The organism is Delftia sp. GW456-R20 (assembly GCF_001622915.1).
GTDB classification, from domain to species: Bacteria; Pseudomonadota; Gammaproteobacteria; order Burkholderiales; family Burkholderiaceae_C; genus Comamonas; species Comamonas acidovorans.
The window spans coordinates 2,630,111-2,648,423 of record NZ_LWCN01000004.1 but is presented as its reverse complement, the minus strand read 5'-3'; the positions used below and the strand labels follow the sequence as shown (position 1 = coordinate 2,648,423).

The following is an 18,313-nucleotide window of genomic DNA, read 5'->3' as shown; positions in this document are numbered from 1 at the left end:
CCCGGTGGGGCCCGGTCATCGACTGGGCTCCGCTTCCCGAAGCCCCATCAGAAATGCTTGTCCGGTGCTGCATTTATGCGAATGTAGTAACGTACAAGCATTTTCTTTGACGGAGGTGCGTCATGCAGATTTCGACCTTCAGCAGCCGTGAATTCAACCAGCATGTTTCCGCTGCCAAGAAAGCGGCCAGCGGTGATGACGTGGTCTACATCCTGGACCGGGGGCAACCTGCCCACGTGCTGATGAGCATTGAGAAATTCCGTGAACTGTCGGGGCAGACCCGGAACATTCTTCAATTGCTGGCCATGCCCGAGGCCGCCGATATCGATTTCGACATTGAGCGCACGAAGGATTTGCCGCGCGCCGTGGACCTGTCCTGATGTATCTGGTGGACTCCAACATCGTTTCCGAACTGCGCAAGGCATCGTCGGGCCGCGCGAACGATGGCGTTGTGGCCTGGGCGCAATCGGTCGCGGCCGAGTCCCTTTTCATCAGCGCGATCACGCTGATGGAGCTGGAGAAAGGCGTGCAGTTGAAAGCCCGGCAAGACCCGATTGCCGGGCAGGTGCTGCGCCGCTGGCTGGTGGAACGCGTGTTCACGGCCTTTCAGGGGCGTGTGCTGCCAGTGGATGCGATGGTTGCCATGGAAAACGCGGCCTACCACGTGCCTGCGCCGCGGCCGCTGGCCGACAGCCTGATCGCGGCCACGGCGAAGGTGCATGGCTTGTGCGTGGTCACCCGCAACATCAAGGATTTCGAGCCGTTCCATGTTCATGGAGTGCGCGTCTTGAACCCTTGGATGTAGGGCCCGTCTCAACCTCAGGTACAGCCAGACTTGATCTTTACCCAGGCTTCACAAGCCCCTGTCAACAACCGGCAGGGGCTTTTTCGTTGTATCTGCATGGCCGCCCGAAGTGCGGCCAGGAGTGCATCGTGAAGTCTGTATCGATTCAAACGCCGGGCCGTCGCCTGGTTCCGGCCCTGGTCCTGGCTGCCGCCACCGTGGCATTGACCGGCTGCGTGGTGGCGCCTGCCTATCCCGTAGGTCCTTCGGGCGAGGTGGTCTACGCGCCCATGGCGCCGCCGCCCCTGCAGACCGAGGTCATTCCGGTCGCTCCCTCGCCCGTCCATGTCTGGATCGGCGGCTCCTGGGGCTGGGGTGGCGGCCGCTATGCCTGGCGCCCCGGCTACTGGGCCGCGCCGCCGCATCCCGGCTATGCCTGGCGTCCGCACGGCTGGGACCATGGCCCGCGTGGCTGGTACCAGCGTCCGGGCGGCTGGTATCGCCGCTGAGTCAGGTGGCGGCAGCGTCGCCGCTGCCGCTGCCACCCTGGCCGGCCTTGGCCAGCAGGAAGTCGATGCAGGTGCGCACGGCCCGTGTCTGATGACGGTCGGGCAGGTACAGCAGGTACATGTGGGTGCCGAAGATGCTCAGGCGGTACTCCTGCAGGGTCAGCACCACCTCGCCGCTGGCCACCTTGTCCTGCACCACGTAGTCGGGCACCAGGCCCACGCCCAGGCCCGCCAGAATGCCCTGGCGCAGGAACGGGAAGTGCTCGGAGATCATGGTCGGCGCCAGCAGCACCTCCTGGCGGTCCGTTCCCTGGTAGGCCGACAGGCGCAGCTGGCGGCCCATCACGCCGGCCGTGATCAGCGGGCTGTTGCGCAGCTCGTACAGCGTGGTGGGCAGGCCGTGCTGCTGCGCATACTCGCGTGAGGCGCAGGCCACGTAGTGCACATTGCCCAGGCTGCGCGCAATCACCGACAGCGGCGGCTCCTGGATCACGCGGATGGCGATGTCCACCTCGTCGCGCAAATGGTCGGCCCGGTTCTCGAACAGCACATCCAGCACGATGGCCGGATACAGCCGCTTGAACTCGATCAGCCAGTCGCTCATCACGATCTGCCCATAGCCGCTGGGCACGCTCAGCCCCACGCGGCCTGCCATCCCCTGGCCCAGCGACGTGATCGTCTCGCGCGCCGACATCATCTCGTTCTGGATCGCGCGGCCATGCTCGTACATCCGCATCCCCACCTCGGTCGGCTCCACGCGCCGCGTGGTGCGCCGCACCAGCTGCACCCCCACCGATTTTTCCAGCTGCGTCAGGTGATAGCTCACATTGGCCCGCGTCATCTTCAGCTTGCGCGCCGCCTGGCTCAGATTGCCGCTATCGATGATTTCCACCAGCAGGGTCAGCGAGTTCAGATCCATGGATATGTCCAGATACTTTGCTTCGCCCACAGCCTATGAAACTGGCGCGCTCCAAAGCCAGGGGCAGCGAGGAAGGGCCTACGCCGGCCGCGCCGCCCCGCACCGAGGCTGTCGTCCCCCTCCCTTGCGAAGCAAGCAGAGAGGGGGAAGGCGCGCAAGCGCCTCAGGGGGGTGTTCAACACTGTCAAATACGTTTTTACAGTCTGTCAATCATTCATGGGATTGTAAAGAACCATTGTCGTGGCAAGAATGGATGTTTTGAGTGGAAAACCCAAGTTCGGAGACATACAGATGAGCGAACAAGCCCAGGCTTCCGTGGTCCAGACCCGCCTTGATGGTGCCGTGCTGGTGGTCAGCATCAACAATCCCCCCGTGAATGCCCTGGGCCAGGCCGTGCGCGCCGGCCTGCTGGCTGCCGTGGAGCAGGCCGAATCGGATGCCGCCGTGAAGGCCGTGCTCATCGTGGGTGAGGGCAAGGCCTTCATCGCCGGAGCAGACATCCGCGAATTCGGCAAGCCCGCCATGCCGCCCTCGCTGCCCGAGGTGCTCAATCGCCTCGAAGCCTCCGACAAGATCGTGGTCGCCGCCATCCATGGCCCGGCCCTGGGCGGCGGCCTGGAAGTGGCCATGTCGGCCCACTACCGCCTGGCTTTGCCGGCTGCCAAGCTCGGCCTGCCCGAAGTCAACCTGGGCCTGCTGCCCGGCGCTGGCGGCACGCAGCGCGCACCGCGCCTGATGGGCGTGAAGGCGGCCGCCGACCTCATGCTCAGCGGCAAGCACCTGTCGGCCAAGGCCGCGCTGGCCGCCGGCCTGGTGGACAAGCTGGTGGACGGCACCGACGCCACGGCCGCAGGCCTGGTCTACGCCAACGAGCTGCTGGCAACCAATACCGCGCCGCGCCGCACGCGTGACATCGAGATTGCCGACAAGGCCGCCGCCCTGGCCGAACTCGACGCGCTGGCCGCCGACACCGCCAAGAAGAGCCGCGGCCTGTTCTCGCCGCTGAAGATCGTGGAATGCGTGCGCGCCGCCGTGGAGCTGCCCTTCGACGAAGGCATCGCCAAGGAGCGTGCCCTGTTCGTGGAATGTCTGAACAGCCCGCAGCGCGCCGGCCTGATCCACGCCTTCTTCGCCGAGCGCGAAACCGCCAAGATTCCCGAAGCCAAGGCCGCTGCGCCGCGCCACTTTGCCAAGATCGCCGTCATCGGCGGCGGCACCATGGGCGCCGGCATCACGGTGTCCGCGCTGGACGCGGGCCTTGTGGTGACCATGATCGAGCGCGACGCCGAGTCCATCGCGCGCGGCCAGGCCAATGTGGAGAAGGTCTACAACGGCCTGATCGCCAAGGGCCGCATGACCGAGGAGGCCAAGGCCGCCGTCATGGCGCGCTACACGCCCAGCACCTCCTATGACGACATCAAGGATGTGGACCTGGTGATCGAGGCCGTGTTCGAGGACCTCGAAGTCAAGAAGGCCGTGTTCAAGGAACTGGACCGCGTCTGCAAGCCCGGCGCCGTGCTGGCCACCAACACCTCCTACCTGGACATCGACGCCATTGCCGCCGCCACCTCGCGCCCGCAGGACGTGATCGGCCTGCACTTCTTCAGCCCCGCCAACATCATGAAGCTGCTGGAGATCGTGGTGCCCGCCAAGGTGGCGCCCGATGTGGTGACCACGGCCTTCGAGCTGGCCAAGCGCATGAAGAAGGTGCCCGTGCGTGCCGGCGTCTGCGACGGCTTCATCGGCAACCGCATCCTGGCCGTCTACAAGCAGGCTGCCGACTACATCATGGAAGACGGCGCCAGCCCCTACGAGATCGACGAGGCCGTGCGCGGCTTCGGCTACCCGATGGGCCCGTTCCAGGTCACCGACCTGGCCGGCGGCGACATCGGCTGGGCCACGCGCAAGCGGCGCGCTGCCACGCGCGATCCCAAGGCCCGCTACGTCGAAGTGGCCGACCGCGTCTGCGAGCGCGGCTGGTTCGGCCAGAAGACGGGCCGTGGCTTCTACCTCTACCCGCAGGGCGCGCGCGTCGGCCAGCCCGACCCCGAAGTGCTGGCCATCGTCGATGCCGAGCGCGTCAAGAAGGGCGTGACGCCGCGCAAGTTCACCCCTGAGGAAATCATGCGCCGCTACATGGCCGCCATGGTCAACGAAGGTGCCAAGGTGGTGGAGGAGGGCATTGCCCTGCGCCCGCTGGATGTGGACGTGACCTTCCTGTCCGGCTACGGCTTCCCGCGCTTTCGTGGCGGCCCCATGAAGTGGGCCGACATGCAAGGTCTGGACAAGGTGCTGGCCGACATCCGCGAATTCGCCAAGGAAGACGCGCTGTTCTGGAAGCCTGCTCCCCTGCTCGAAAAGCTGGTCGCCGAAGGCCGCGATTTCGAAAGCTTGAACAAGGCAGCGTAAGCCGCCCCCGCGTTTCCCCGCCATGCCCTTGACCCGCTCCGTCCAACGCAGAGCGGGCAGGGCCGTGCACAACCACAACAATTTTCCAGAGACAAGCAAGGACCGACCATGCGCGAAGCCGTCATCGTTTCCACTGCCCGCACGCCCCTGACCAAGTCGCACCGCGGCGAGTTCAACGTCACGCCCGCCGCCCAGCTGGCGGCCTTCTCGGTCAAGGCCGCGGTCGAGCGCTCGGGCATCGACCCGGCCATGATCGAGGACCTGATCCTGGGCTGCGGCAACCCCGACGGCTTCCAGGGCCGCAACCTGGGCCGCCAGACCGTGCTGCGCGCCGAGCTGCCCCTGTCCATCGCGGGCACGACCATCACGCGCTTTTGCGCCTCGGGCCTGCAGTCCATCGCCATCGCGGCGGGCCGCATCGTGGCCGAGGGCGTGGACGCCATGCTGGCCGGCGGCATCGAGACCATCTCGGGCATCCGCCCCGGCAACAACCTGCCCACCGACATGGACCCCTGGCTGGTCGAGCACAAGCCCGCGCTGTACATGGCCATGATCGACACGGCCGACATCGTGGCGCGCCGCTACGGCATCAGCCGCGAGGACCAGGACGCCTTCTCGCTGCAAAGCCAGCAGCGCACGGCCGCCGCCCAGGCCGCCGACCTGTTCAAGGACGAAATCATTGCCTGCGCCACGCGCATGGCCGAGAAGAACAAGGACACGGGCGAGATCACCTACCGCGACGTGGTCGCCACCAAGGACAACTGCAACCGCGCCTCCACCACGTTGGAAGGCCTGGCCAAGCTGGAACCCGTCAAGGGCCCGGACCAGTTCATCACGGCCGGCAATGCCTCGCAGCTGTCCGATGGATCGTCGGCATGCGTGCTGATGGAAGCCAGGCAGGCCGAGCGCCTGGGCCTGTCCCCGCTGGGCGCCTTCCGCGGCTTTGCCGTGGCCGGCTGCGAGCCTGACGAAATGGGCATCGGCCCCGTCTTCGCGGTCCCCAAGCTGCTGGCGCGCCACGGTCTCAAGGTCGAGGACATCGACCTGTGGGAACTCAACGAGGCCTTCGCCTCCCAGGCCCTGTACTGCCAGCGCAAGCTGGGCATTCCCAACGAGCGCCTGAACGTCAACGGCGGCGCCATCTCCATCGGCCACCCCTTCGGCATGACGGGTGCGCGCCTGGCGGGCCACATCCTGCTGGAAGGCCGGCGCCGCAAGGCCAAGTGGGGCGTGGTCACCATGTGCATCGCAGGTGGCATGGGCGCCGCAGGCCTGTTCGAGATTTATTGAATAAGCACCCCCTGAGCGGCTGGCGCCGCTTCCCCCTCTCTCGCTTCGCGGGAGGGGAACGACGCCCTTGCTGCGGGGCGGCCCTTGCTCGGCGTCCCTCGCTTGGGGCACGCCAATTTCAGGGCTGCAAACGGCTTACAACGCCACGGATTACTGGGGAATAGCAATGGATTTGCAATTTACGACTGAAGAACTGGCCTTCCGCGACGAGGTTCGCGGCTTCCTCAAGGACAAGCTGCCCGAGGACCTGTCGCACAAGGTCAAGAACGGCCTGCAGCTGACCAAGCAGGACATGGAGCGCTGGCACGCCATCCTCAACGAGCGCGGCTGGCTGGCCAACCACTGGCCCGAGCAGCACGGCGGCCCGGGCTGGAGCGCGGTGCAGAAATTCATCTTCGAGCATGAATGCGCACTGGCGGGCACGCCGCGCATCGTGCCCTTCGGGCTGAGCATGCTGGGCCCCGTCCTGATCAAGTACGGCAACGAGGCGCAGAAGGCCCACTGGCTGCCGCGCATCCTCAATGGCGCCGACTGGTGGTGCCAGGGCTATTCGGAGCCGGGTTCGGGCTCGGACCTGGCCTCGGTCAAGACGTCTGCCGTGCGCGATGGAGATCACTACATCGTCAACGGCCAGAAGACCTGGACCACGCTGGGCCAGCACGCAAACATGATCTTCTGCCTGGTGCGCACCAATCGCGAAGCCAAGGCGCAGCAGGGCATCAGCTTCCTGCTGGTGGACATGAACTCGCCCGGCGTGGAAGTGCGCCCCATCATCACGCTGGACGGCGAGCACGAGGTCAACGAAGTCTTCTTCACCGACGTCAGGGTGCCCGTGGAGAATCTGGTCGGCGAGGAGAACAAGGGCTGGACCTACGCCAAGTACCTGCTGACCTACGAGCGCACCAACATCGCGGGCGTGGGCTTCTCGGTGGCCGGCCTGGAAAAGCTCAAGGCCGTCGCCGGCCGCATGCTGCGCAACGGCAAGCCGCTGACGCAGGACCCGCTGTTCGCGGCCCGCCTGGCCAAGGTCGAGATCGACCTGGAGAACATGAAGACCACCAACCTGCGCGTGATCGCCGCCGTGGCCGGCGGCGGCGTGCCGGGCGCCGAAAGCTCCATGCTCAAGATCCGCGGCACCGAGATCCGCCAGGAAATCCTGTCCCTGGTGCGCCGCGCCATGGGCCCCTACGCCGCGCCCTTCATCGAAGAGGCCCTGCAGGCCGGCTACGACCAGCCCGCCATCGGCGACGCGGCTGCCGCCACGGCCGCCGCCGCGTACTTCAACTACCGCAAGCTGTCGATCTTCGGCGGCTCCAACGAAATCCAGAAGAACATCATCTCCAAGATGATCCTCGGCCTCTGATCCGGCAAGGAAAACGGAACATGAACTTCGAACACACCGAAGACCGCCGCATGCTGGCGGACAGCCTCAACCGCTTCGTCTCCGAGCAGTACGCCATCGAGGCGCGCAACCACGTCGCCTATGGCGAGGAAGGCCACAGCCCGCTGCTGTACGGGCAGTTCGCGGACATCGGCGCCATCGGCGCGCTGTTCCCCGAGGATGCTGGCGGCTTCGGCGGCCAGGGCTTCGACATCAGCGTGGTCTTCGAATGCCTGGGCCGCGGCCTGGTGGCCGAGCCGCTGCTGGGCGCCCTGGTCGTGGGCCAGGCCCTGATCGCGGCTGGCAGCGATGCGCAAAAGGAACAGCTGGCAGCCATCATCGGCGGCACGTCCATCGCGGCCCTGGCCCATGACGAGCCCGGCAGCCACTACGAGCTCAACAACGTCGCCACCACGGCCGTGCGCAGCGGCGACGGCTGGGTGCTGAACGGTGCCAAGGGCGTGGTCGCCTTCGGCGAGAAGGCCGACCTGCTGCTGGTCTCGGCCCGCACCTCGGGCAGCCAGTACGACGAGGCCGGCATCAGCCTGTTCCTGGTCCCCGGCAATGCCGCAGGCATCGCCAAGCGCGGCTACAACCGCATCGAGGGCGGCCGCGCGGCCGAGCTGGTGCTGGACAAGGTGCAGGTCGGCGCAGACGCACTGCTGGGCGAAGAAGGCCGGGGCCTGTCCCTGCTGGAACGTATCAGCGGCTACGCCGTGCTGGCGCTGACCGCCGAGGCCGTGGGCGCCATGGACGTGGCCAAGGACCAGACGCTGGAGTACCTGCGCACGCGCAAGCAGTTCGGCGTGCCCATCGGCAGCTTCCAGGCCCTGCAGCACCGCATGGCCGACCTGCTGCTGGAAGTGGAGCAGGCGCGCTCGGCCGTGATCAACGCGGCCGCCGCCATTGCGGACGAAGACCGCGTGGCGCGCGAGAAGGCCCTGTCGGCCGCCAAGTACAGCATCGGCCGCATCGGCACCCTGGTGGCCGAGGAAAGCATCCAGATGCATGGCGGCATCGGCATGACCTGGGAACTGCCCCTGGCCCACTATGCCAAGCGCCTGGTCATGATCGACCACCAGTTCGGCGACGAGGACCACCACCTCTCCCGCTACATCGCCCTGGGCGCCCAGCACTGAGCCAAGGAAAGCCGCCATGACCGAAGCGAACCAAGTCCTGCTGACCCGCCGCGAAGGCGCCGTGCTGGTGCTGTCCAACAACAACGTGGCCGCGCGCAACGCGCTGTCGCCCGAGTTCTACGCGGCCGTCTCGGCGGCGCTCAAGAGCGCGGCGACCGACCCCACCGTGGGCGCCGTGGTGCTCACGGGCGAGGGCGGCCACTTCTGCGCGGGCGGCGACCTGCGCCAGCTGGCCAAGCGCCGCGAGCTGCCTGTGCAGGAGCGACGTGCCAAGCTCGAAGGCCTGCATGACCTGATCCGCAGCGTGCGCGACTTTCCCAAGCCCGTGATCGCCGCCGTCGAAGGCGCGGCGGCCGGCGCGGGCCTGTCGCTGGCCCTGGCCTGCGACATGCTGGTGGCGGCGAAGAACGCCGTGTTCTCGGTCGCCTACGTCAAGGTCGGCCTCACGCCCGATGGCGGCGCCACCGCCTTCCTGGCCGAGTTCGTCTCGCGCCAGGTGCTGACCGAGCTGTGCCTGACCGGCGAGCGCATCAGCGGCGAGCGCCTGCACGCCCTGGGCCCCGTCAACCGCCTGTCCGAACCGGGCCAGGCCCAGGCCGACGCCGTGGCGCTGGCCGCCCAGGTGGCCACCGGCCCCGACCAGGCCATGGCCCTGATCAAGGACCTGTGCCGCCAGGCGCCGCGCAACACGCTGGAAGAGCAGCTGGAGCTGGAGGCGCAGTACATGGTGCGCTCGCAGGAGAGCGAGGAATCGCGCGAAGGCATTGGCGCCTTCCTCGAAAAGCGCAGCGCCGACTTCACCAAGCTGCGCGGCTGAAACCGCTCAAGACCTAAAAGACTTTCCAAGGAGACAACGCACATGGCCGACAGCCACAACGATCAGAACCAGGACATCGACTTCCCGCTGGAGGGTGTGCGCGTGCTCGACCTCTCGCGCGTGTTCGCGGGGCCGCTGTGCGGCATGGTGCTGGCCGACTTCGGCGCCGAAGTGGTCAAGGTCGAGCACCCGGGCCGCGGCGACGACACGCGCGACTGGGGCCTGCGCATCGGCAAGACCGAGACCACCTACTACAACAGCATGAACCGCAACAAGCGGTCCATCACGCTGGACCTGCAGACCCCCGAGGGCGTGAAGATCGTCCACGACCTGCTGCCCCAGTTCGACGTGGTCATCCACAACTTCAAGACCGGCGGCGCCGAGAAGCTGGGCCTGGGCTACGAACAGCTCAAGGCCATCAAGCCCGGCATCATCTACTGCGCCGTGGCCGGCTATGACAGCAGCGGCCCCGAGGCCAAGCGCCCCGGCTACGACCTGGTCATCCAGGGCGAGGCTGGCCTCATGGCGCTCAACGGCGAGGCCGGCACGCCGCCGCTCAAGTTCGGCGTGGCCGTGGTCGATCTCATGACCGGCATGTACGCGGCCCAGGCCATCCTGGCCGCGCTGTTCCGCCGCGAGCGCACGGGCAAGGGCCGCCTCATCGAGATGGCGCTGTACGACAGCGGCATCATGATCACCGGCTACTACGGCCTGGACGCCATGCAGCTCGGCCATGACCCCGAGCGCTACGGCAATGCCCACCCCTCCATCGTTCCCTACGGCATGTACGAGGCCGCTGACGGCCCGCTGATCATCGCCGTGGGCAACAACGCCCAGTTCGACAAGTTCTGCCGCCAGGTGGTGATGCGCCCCGACATCGTCGAGGACGAGCGTTTCTCCACCAACGTCAACCGCGCCAAGAACCGCCTGGAGCTGGGCCCCATGCTCAAGGAACTGATCCGCTCCTTCCCGCGCGATCTGCTGCTGGAGCGCCTGACGGCCGCCGGCATCCCCTGCGGCCGCGTGGCCGGTCTGCACGAAGCCCTGACCAGCGAGCGCACGCGCCGTGGCGGCCTGCTGCAGGACATGCCCCACCCCGTGGTCGGCACCACGCCCGTGTTCGCGCCGCCCTACCGCCTGGACGGCCAGCGCCTGCCCATCCGCCATGCACCGCCCACGCTGGGCGAGGGCACGCGCGAGGTGCTGCACCGGCTGCTGAGCATGAGCGACGAGCAGCTGCAGCAGCTGCAGTCCAAGGGCGTGCTGACCCTGCCCGAGACGCCTGCGCAACAGGGATAAGAGGACCGATCACGCGACTGATTCCACGGGGGCCATTGATGCCCGGCTCCCGACCCGCCAGGTTTGCATGCCGCACCAAGACGGCACCCATAGACAGCAATACCCAGGAGACAAAACCATGAGCAACCAAGTCACACGCCGCGACATTCTTCAAGGGCTGGCCGCCATCGGCGGCACCAGCCTGCTGGCCACGGGTGCCACCAGCGCCCTCGCACAGGCCGGCAAGCCGGCAGCGTGGCCCACCAAGCCCATCCGCGTGGTCGTGCCCTTCAACGCGGGCGGCGCCACCGACATCATTGCGCGCACCATCGGCGAGGCCCTGGCCAAGCGCGTGGGCCAGCCCGTGGTCATCGACAACCGCGCGGGTGCGGCCGGCATCCTGGGCACGGACGCCGTGGTCAAGGCGCCCGCCGATGGCCACACCCTGCTGGTCTCGCTCAGCACCTCCATGCTGATCAACCAGTTCCTCTACACCAAGCTGCCCTACAACCCGCAAAAGGACATCGCCCTGGTCACCCAGATCGCGGCGGCACCCGTCACCCTGGTGGTCCATCCCTCGGTGCCGGCCAACAACATGAAGGAGCTGCTGGCCTACGTGAAGGCCAACAAGGGCAAGCTCTCGTACGGCTCCTGGGGCGTGGGCTCGTATGCCCACCTGGCCGGTGCCTACATGAGCAAGACCATGGACGCCGACATGACCCACGCCGCCTACAAGGGCGAGGCGCCCATGATCCAGGAGCTGATCGGCGGCCAGCTGCAGATGTGCTTTTCCAGCGCGCTCAACACCAAGCCCTTCATCGACTCGGGCAAGCTCAAGGCCATCGGCGTCACCGGCAAGGAGCGCATGGAAATCCTGCCTAAGCTGCCCACCATCCATGAACAGGGCGTCACCGACGACGCCTACGCCATCTACGGCTGGGTGGCCATGGGCGCGCCGGCCGGCGTGCCCAAGGAGATCGTGGACCAGCTCTACGGCCACCTGCGCGAAATCGCCAAGGACCCCAAGGTGCTGGAGCGCACCGTGGGAGCAGGCTTCATGCCGCTGATGAACAGCCCGCAGGCCTTCCGCGAGAACTACCAGCGCGACATGCCGATCTGGAAGGCGCTGGTGGAAGAAGCCGGCGCGAAGCTTGATTGATTTTTCCGGCCCGCGGTAGCGGGCCGCCACCGACGACTGCTGAGACAGCTTTGAGAGGAGACTTCATGTACACGCGCAATCCCGCATCCCCGGCACGCCCCACGCGGCGCAGCGTTCTGGCCCTGGCCGCAGCCCCGCTGCTGGCCGGCATGGCCGGCGGCGCCCTGGCCGAGACCGGCTGGCCCAGCAAGATGCTGCGGCTGGTCGTGCCCTTCCCGGCGGGCGGCCCCACCGACACGGCATCGCGCATCGTGGGCCAGAAGCTGGGCGAGCGTCTCAAGCAGACCGTGGTGGTGGAAAACCGCCCTGGTGCCTCCGGCTCCATCGCGGCCGTGCAGGTCGCCAAGAGCCCGGCCGACGGCTACACGCTGATGATGCTGGCCACGCCCACGCTGCTGGCGCCGCACCTGTACAAGAAGGCCGGCTACGACACCGTCAAGGACTTCACGCCCGTGGCCACGGTCTATGACCTGCCCATCGTCATCGTGGTCAATCCCACGCTGCTGCCCGATGTCACCGACCTCAAGAGCCTGATCGCCCACGCCAAGGCGCAGAAGGTCGCGCTCAACTACACCAGCTCGGGCGCCGGCAGCTTCGGCCACCTGAGCATGGAGCTGCTCAAGCAGATGGCCGGCTTCGACATGCAGCACGTGCCCTACAAGGGCGGCGTGCCCGCCATCACCGACACCATCGGCGGCCAGGTGCCCATCATGTATGCCGACCTCGTGGCCGCGCTGCCCCACATCCAGGCCGGCAAGCTGCGCGCCATCGCCGTGGGATCGCCCCAGCGCGTGGCCATGCTGCCCGACACCAAGACCATTGCCGAGCAGGGCATCAAGGGCTACGACGCCGTCTCCTGGGGCGGCCTGCTGGCGCCCAAGGGTAGCCCCAAGGCCGTGGTCGACCGCATCGCCAGCGAAGTGCAGCAGATCCTGGCCGACAAGGACATCCAGGAAAAGCTGCTCAACGCAGGCGCCATCGCCGCCTACCAGAATCCCGCCCAGCTGGGCCAGCGCATCCAGCAGGACTACACGCGCTGGGGCCAGCTGATCCGCGACAAGGGCATTGCAGTGGAGTGACATCGACATGAAGACACGCATCACCGAACTCTTTGGCATCGAGCATCCCATCATCCAGGGCGGCATGCACCATGTGGGCCTGGCCGAGCTGGCCGCCGCCGTCTCCAACGCGGGCGGCCTGGGGCTGATCACGGGCCTGACCCAGCGCACGCCCGAGCTGCTGGCGCGCGAGATCGCGCGCTGCCGCGAGATGACGGACAAGCCCTTCGGCGTCAACCTGACCTTCCTGCCCTCGGTCAATCCGCCCGACTACCCGGGCTACGTCAAGGCCATCATCGAAGGCGGCGTCAAGGTCGTGGAGACGGCGGGCAACAACCCGCAGAAATGGCTGCCCGCGCTCAAGGAAGCCGGCATCAAGGTCATCCACAAGTGCACCTCGGTGCGCCATGCGCTCAAGGCCGAGGCCATCGGCTGCGATGCCATCAGCGTGGACGGCTTCGAATGCGGCGGCCATCCGGGCGAGGACGACATCCCCAACTTCATCCTGCTGCCGCGCGCGGCCGAAGAACTGAAGATTCCCTTCGTCGCCTCGGGCGGCATGGCCGACGGCCGCTCGCTGGTGGCTGCGCTGGCGCTGGGCGCCGAGGGCATCAACATGGGCACGCGCTTCATTGTCACGCAGGAAGCGCCCGTGCACGACAACGTCAAGCAGGCCATCGTCGCGGCCAGCGAGCTGGACACGCGTCTGGTCATGCGCCCGCTGCGCAACACCGAGCGCGTGCTGACCAACCCGGCCACCGAGCGCCTGCTGCAAAAGGAGCGCGAGCTGGGCGCGGCCATCACCTTTGCCGACATCGCGCCCGAGGTGGCCGGCGTCTATCCGCGCATCATGCATGACGGCGACATGGACGCAGGCGTCTGGTCCTGTGGCATGGTGGCCGGCCTGATCCACGACGTGCCCACGGTGCAGCAGCTGATCTCCGGCATCATGGACCAGGCCCATGCACTGATCAACGAGCGGTTGGCCGGCCTGGCCCGCTGACCGCCCATCTTCACAGGGCTTACGCAAACAGGATGCGACAACGTGCTGCGCCCCATGGCAAGCCGCTTGCCTTGTTCCTTCTCGCGTAGGTCGTACTTCAAAAACCAGGAAAGAGCTTTCTCATGAAAATCCTTGTACCCGTCAAACGTGTCGTGGACTACAACGTGAAGGTCCGCGTGAAGTCGGACGGCACGGGCGTGGACATCGCCAACGTCAAGATGAGCATGAACCCCTTTGACGAAATCGCCGTCGAAGAAGCCGTTCGCCTCAAGGAAAAGGGCGTGGCCACCGAAGTCATCGCCGTCTCCTGCGGCGTGGCCCAGTGCCAGGAAACCCTGCGCACGGCCATGGCGATCGGTGCCGACCGCGGCATCCTGGTGGAGACCACCGAGGAGCTGCAGCCCCTGGCCGTCGCCAAGCTGCTCAAGGCGCTGGTCGACAAGGAGCAGCCCGGCCTGATCATCCTGGGCAAGCAGGCCATCGACGACGATGCCAACCAGACCGGCCAGATGCTGGCAGCCCTGGCCGACCTGCCGCAAGCCACCTTCGCCTCCAAGGTCGAAGTCGCTGGCGACAAGGTCAACGTGACCCGCGAAGTGGACGGCGGCCTGGAAACCCTGGCCCTGAGCCTGCCGGCCGTCATCACCACCGACCTGCGCCTGAACGAGCCGCGCTACGTCACGCTGCCCAACATCATGAAGGCCAAGAAAAAGCAGCTGGACACGGTCAAGCCTGAAGAGCTGGGCGTGGATGTGGCCCCGCGCCTGAAGACGCTCAAGGTGGCCGAGCCCGCCAAGCGCGGTGCTGGCGTGAAGGTGCCCGATGTGGCGACCCTGGTCAGCAAGCTCAAGAACGAAGCCAAGGTCATCTAAAGGAATTCGCAGACATGACATCCCTCGTTATTGCAGAACACGACAACGCTTCCATCAAGAGCGCCACGCTCAACACCGTCACTGCGGCCCTGGCCTGCGGCGGCGACGTGCATGTGCTGGTGGCGGGCGAGAATGCCGGCGCCGCCGCGCAGGCCGCGGCCCAGATCGCTGGCGTGTCCAAGGTCATCCACGCCGATGGCGCCAGCCTGAAGGATGGCCTGGCCGAGAACATTGCGGCGCAAGTGCTGGCGATTGCCTCGAACTACAGCCACATCCTGTTCCCCGCCACCGCCAGCGGCAAGAACGCCGCGCCGCGCGTGGCCGCCAAGCTGGACGTGGCCCAGATCAGCGACATCACCAAGGTGGACAGCGCCGACACCTTCGAGCGCCCCATCTACGCCGGCAACGCCATTGCCACGGTGCAAAGCAGCGACAAGATCAAGGTCATCACCGTGCGCGGCACGGGCTTTGACGCAGCGGCCACCACGGGCGGCAGCGCCCAGGTGGAGCAGCTGGCCGCCGCTGGCGACAACGGCAAGAGCAGCTTCGTGGGCCGTGAGGTCACCAAGAACGACCGCCCGGAACTGACGGCCGCCAAGATCATCGTCTCCGGCGGCCGCGCGCTGGGCAGCAGCGAGAAGTTCAACGAAGTCATGACCCCGCTGGCCGACAAGCTGGGCGCCGCCATCGGCGCCAGCCGCGCAGCGGTGGACGCAGGCTATGCGCCCAATGACCTGCAGGTCGGCCAGACTGGCAAGATCGTGGCGCCCCAGCTGTACATTGCGGCCGGTATTTCCGGCGCCATCCAGCACTTGGCCGGCATGAAGGACTCCAAGGTGATCGTGGCGATCAACAAGGACCCCGAGGCACCGATCTTCTCGGTGGCCGACTACGGCCTGGAGGCCGACCTGTTCCAGGCCGTGCCCGAGCTGGTGCAGTCGCTGTAAGAACGCAAGGCACCGCACCGGGAGGCGGTGCCAACGGGCCCGGGTGAAGTATCCGGGCCCTGGCCAGAGCGGCACACAAGGCATGTGCCCCGGCCCCACCTGGTTCAGAGATGCAGGAGACAGATATGCAGATTTCCATTGGCCGCCGCAGCCTTGCGCTTGCGGCTGTTGTCTTTGTGGCCACCACGGGCGCCAGCGCACCGGCATGGGCCCAGGCCAGCGACTTTCCCACGCGCCCGATCACGCTGATCGTGCCCTTCCCCGCAGGCGGCTCCACCGACCGCCACATGCGCACCCTGGCCGACATCGCGGGCAAGCAGCTGGGCCAGACCATCATCGTGGAGAACAAGCCCGGCGCGGGCGGCACGCTGGGCCCGGGCAACATGTCCCGCACGGCCAAGCCCGATGGCTACACCATCACCCAGTTCCCCATGTCCATGCTGCGCATGGCGCACATGCAGAAGACGGCCTGGAACCCGGTCACGGACTTCACCTACATCATCGGCGTCTCGGGCTACACCTTCGGCTTCACGGTGCGCTCGGACTCGCCCTACAAGAGCTTCAACGAATACATTGCCGCCGCGCGCAAGAGCCCCGGCAAGATCGAGTACGGCTCCACCGGCATAGGCTCCTCGCCCCACCTGCTGATGGAGGAGCTGGCCGAGAACGCCAAGGTCACGCTCAACCACGTGCCCTTCAAGGGCAACGCCGACCTGCAGCAGGCCCTGCTGGGCGGCCACGTGGCCGCGCAAAGCGATGCCTCGGGCTGGGACACCTATGTGGATGGCGGCCAGATGCGCCTGCTCATGACCTTCGGCGAAAAGCGCACCCAGCGCTGGCCCGACGTGCCCACGGCCAAGGAGCTGGGCTATGGCGTGGTCTCCACCTCGCCCTACGGACTGGCCGGCCCCAAGGGCATGGACCCGGCCGTGGTGCGCAAGCTGCACGACGCCTTCAAGAAAGCCATGGATGACCCGCGCCACATCGAGGTGCTCAAGCAGCTGAACCAGGACGCCTGGTACCGCTCCGGCGCCGACTATGCGCAGTGGGTGCGCGAGGCCTATGCCAAGGACAAGGTCCTGATCGACCGCCTGGGCCTGGCCGCCAAGTAGGCCTGTCCTCCAATGCGCCCGCAGGGCCAGGAGGCTGGCGGGCGCAGTCCGCTTGAGATTCGTGAATTCGTGAAACGGAGTCCCTCATGACTGTCTCCCTGCCTTCGCCCGATGCGCCCTTCACCACGCTGGCCGAGCTGATCCGCAGCCACGCGCGCCAGCAGCCCGCCCATGCCGCGCTGCGCGACGACCAGCAGACGCTGAGCTACGCGCAGCTTGACTCCCTCATGGACCGCGTGGCCACCGCGCTGCAGCGCGACGGCGTGCAGCCCGGCCAGGCGATTGCCATCTGCGCGTTGAACTCGGTGCGCTATGCCGCGCTGTTCCTGGGCGCCTTGCGCGCGGGCGTGGTGGTTGCGCCGCTGGCGCCGTCCTCCACGGCCGACAGCCTGGCCTCCATGCTGCGCGATGCCCAGGCGCGCCACCTGTTCCTCGACAAGACGGCCCAGGACCTGGTGCCTGCCGACGGCGCCCTGCAATGCATCTCGCTGGACGGTGCCGCGCCCGGCCGGGCCTTTGACGACTGGCTGGCGCCCGAAGGCGCGCAGCCCGCGCCCGTGAGCGTGGAGCCGGCCGCGCCATTCAACATCATCTATTCCTCGGGCACCACGGGCACTCCCAAGGGCATCGTGCAGTCGCACGGCATGCGCTGGGCCCACATCAACCGGGGCAGCGTCTACGGCTACGGCCCCGAGGGCACGACGCTGCTGGCCACGCCGCTGTATTCCAACACCACGCTGGTGGTGTTCTTCCCCACGCTGGGCAGCGGCGGCTGCGTGGTGCTGATGCCCAAATTTGACGCGGCCCGCTACCTGCAGCTGGCCCAGCAGCACCGCGTCACCCACACCATGCTGGTGCCCGTGCAGTACCAGCGCATCATGGCGCTGCCGCAGTTCGGCGAGCATGACCTGTCCAGCTTCCGCGCCAAGTTCTGCACCAGCGCGCCGTTCCGGGCCGAGCTCAAGGCCGACGTGGTGGCGCGCTGGCCCGGCAGCCTGACCGAGTTCTACGGCATGACCGAAGGCGGCGGCACCTGCATCCTCGAAGCCCATCTGCACCAGGACAAGCTGCACACCGTGGGCAAGCCCGCCGAGGGCCATGACATCCGCCTCATCGACGAGGACGGCCGCGAGGTCGCCCCCGGCGAGGATGGCGAGGTCGTGGGCCATTCGGCCAGCATGATGACCGGCTACCACGGCCAGCCCGCCAAGACGCGCGAGGCCGAATGGTTCGACCCCACGGGCAAGCGCTTCATCCGCACGGGCGACGTGGGCCGCTTCGATGCCGATGGATTCCTCACCCTGTTCGACCGCCGCAAGGACATGATCATCAGCGGCGGCTTCAACATCTACCCCAGCGACCTGGAGACCCAGCTGCGCGCCCACCCGGCCGTGGACGACGTGGCCGTGGTCGGCGTGCCCTCCGAGCAATGGGGCGAGACGCCCGTGGCCTACGTGGTGTCGCGCGCGGGGCAGCCGGCCCTGCCCGAGGACATCATGGGCTGGTACAACCAGCGGGCCGGCAAGACCCAGCGCCTGGCGGACCTGCGCTTCATTGCCGAGCTGCCGCGCAGCGCCATCGGGAAGGTGCTCAAGCGCGAGCTGCGCGACCAGTACGCGACGGGGCGCTGAACCGG

Annotated in this window: 17 protein-coding genes; 16 read left to right on the top strand and 1 reads right to left on the bottom strand. The window is 67.2% G+C overall.

Annotated elements, in window-relative coordinates; genetic code table 11:
• The first annotated feature begins 122 nt into the window (after nt 1–122).
• The 3 genes from A4F85_RS17125 to A4F85_RS17115 all read left to right on the top strand — a co-directional run bounded on the left by A4F85_RS17125 (nt 123) and on the right by A4F85_RS17115 (nt 1,293).
• On the top strand, nt 123–380 hold the full coding sequence (locus A4F85_RS17125) for a type II toxin-antitoxin system Phd/YefM family antitoxin (protein ID WP_012203319.1): 258 nt from the start codon (nt 123–125) through the stop codon (nt 378–380).
• Nucleotides 380–805: a type II toxin-antitoxin system VapC family toxin gene (locus A4F85_RS17120; protein WP_063327248.1), complete on the top strand. Its 426-nt coding sequence runs from the start codon at nt 380–382 to the stop codon at nt 803–805. The genes A4F85_RS17125 and A4F85_RS17120 overlap by 1 nt, the downstream gene beginning before the upstream one ends.
• 128 nt (nt 806–933) lie before the next feature.
• Nucleotides 934–1,293: a YXWGXW repeat-containing protein gene (locus A4F85_RS17115; protein WP_012203321.1), complete on the top strand. Its 360-nt coding sequence runs from the start codon at nt 934–936 to the stop codon at nt 1,291–1,293.
• Between the two features lies 1 nt (nt 1,294).
• Here the strand turns inward: A4F85_RS17115 and A4F85_RS17110 are convergent, their stop codons facing one another.
• A complete protein-coding gene (locus tag A4F85_RS17110; RefSeq protein ID WP_063328012.1) occupies nt 1,295–2,212 on the bottom strand; it encodes a LysR family transcriptional regulator in 918 nt (305 codons plus the stop codon).
• A 291-nt stretch (nt 2,213–2,503) separates the two neighbouring features.
• Between A4F85_RS17110 and A4F85_RS17105 the strand changes: the two genes are divergently transcribed.
• The 13 genes from A4F85_RS17105 (at nt 2,504) to A4F85_RS17045 (ending at nt 18,308) form a co-directional block, all read left to right on the top strand.
• Complete coding sequence (locus tag A4F85_RS17105) at nt 2,504–4,621, top strand: 3-hydroxyacyl-CoA dehydrogenase NAD-binding domain-containing protein (protein ID WP_063327247.1); 2,118 nt, start codon at nt 2,504–2,506, stop codon at nt 4,619–4,621.
• 108 nt (nt 4,622–4,729) lie between these two features.
• Nucleotides 4,730–5,911 (top strand): acetyl-CoA C-acyltransferase, encoded by a 1,182-nt coding sequence (locus tag A4F85_RS17100; RefSeq protein ID WP_063327246.1) that lies wholly within the window; start codon nt 4,730–4,732, stop codon nt 5,909–5,911.
• Nucleotides 5,912–6,077: 166 nt separating this feature from the next.
• A complete protein-coding gene (locus A4F85_RS17095) occupies nt 6,078–7,274 on the top strand; it encodes an acyl-CoA dehydrogenase family protein (protein ID WP_016450299.1) in 1,197 nt (398 codons plus the stop codon).
• Between the two features lie 20 nt (nt 7,275–7,294).
• Nucleotides 7,295–8,431, top strand: coding sequence for an acyl-CoA dehydrogenase family protein (locus A4F85_RS17090; RefSeq protein WP_063327245.1), 1,137 nt, complete (start codon nt 7,295–7,297; stop codon nt 8,429–8,431).
• 16 nt (nt 8,432–8,447) lie between these two features.
• A complete protein-coding gene (locus A4F85_RS17085) occupies nt 8,448–9,248 on the top strand; it encodes an oxepin-CoA hydrolase, alternative type (RefSeq protein WP_047326166.1) in 801 nt (266 codons plus the stop codon).
• Between the two features lie 42 nt (nt 9,249–9,290).
• Nucleotides 9,291–10,547, top strand: a complete 1,257-nt coding sequence (locus tag A4F85_RS17080; protein ID WP_034390422.1) for a CaiB/BaiF CoA transferase family protein — start codon at nt 9,291–9,293, stop codon at nt 10,545–10,547.
• Nucleotides 10,548–10,665: 118 nt separating this feature from the next.
• A complete protein-coding gene (locus tag A4F85_RS17075; RefSeq protein ID WP_013804145.1) occupies nt 10,666–11,685 on the top strand; it encodes a Bug family tripartite tricarboxylate transporter substrate binding protein in 1,020 nt (339 codons plus the stop codon).
• Nucleotides 11,686–11,750: 65 nt separating this feature from the next.
• On the top strand, nt 11,751–12,764 hold the full coding sequence (locus A4F85_RS17070; protein WP_043819980.1) for a Bug family tripartite tricarboxylate transporter substrate binding protein: 1,014 nt from the start codon (nt 11,751–11,753) through the stop codon (nt 12,762–12,764).
• A 7-nt stretch (nt 12,765–12,771) separates the two neighbouring features.
• The gene (locus A4F85_RS17065) at nt 12,772–13,746 is read left to right on the top strand and encodes an NAD(P)H-dependent flavin oxidoreductase (protein ID WP_063327244.1); all 975 of its coding nucleotides are present in this window, start codon (nt 12,772–12,774) and stop codon (nt 13,744–13,746) included.
• A gap of 122 nt (nt 13,747–13,868) precedes the next feature.
• Nucleotides 13,869–14,618 carry an electron transfer flavoprotein subunit beta/FixA family protein gene (locus A4F85_RS17060; RefSeq protein ID WP_012203332.1) on the top strand — a complete coding sequence of 250 codons (750 nt, stop codon included), beginning with the start codon at nt 13,869–13,871 and terminating at the stop codon, nt 14,616–14,618.
• Nucleotides 14,619–14,632: 14 nt separating this feature from the next.
• Nucleotides 14,633–15,565 carry an electron transfer flavoprotein subunit alpha/FixB family protein gene (locus A4F85_RS17055; RefSeq protein ID WP_034390428.1) on the top strand — a complete coding sequence of 311 codons (933 nt, stop codon included), beginning with the start codon at nt 14,633–14,635 and terminating at the stop codon, nt 15,563–15,565.
• A gap of 125 nt (nt 15,566–15,690) precedes the next feature.
• Nucleotides 15,691–16,677, top strand: a complete 987-nt coding sequence (locus A4F85_RS17050; protein WP_012203334.1) for a tripartite tricarboxylate transporter substrate binding protein — start codon at nt 15,691–15,693, stop codon at nt 16,675–16,677.
• A gap of 86 nt (nt 16,678–16,763) precedes the next feature.
• On the top strand, nt 16,764–18,308 hold the full coding sequence (locus A4F85_RS17045) for a class I adenylate-forming enzyme family protein (RefSeq protein WP_063327243.1): 1,545 nt from the start codon (nt 16,764–16,766) through the stop codon (nt 18,306–18,308).
• Nucleotides 18,309–18,313: the final 5 nt, after the last annotated feature.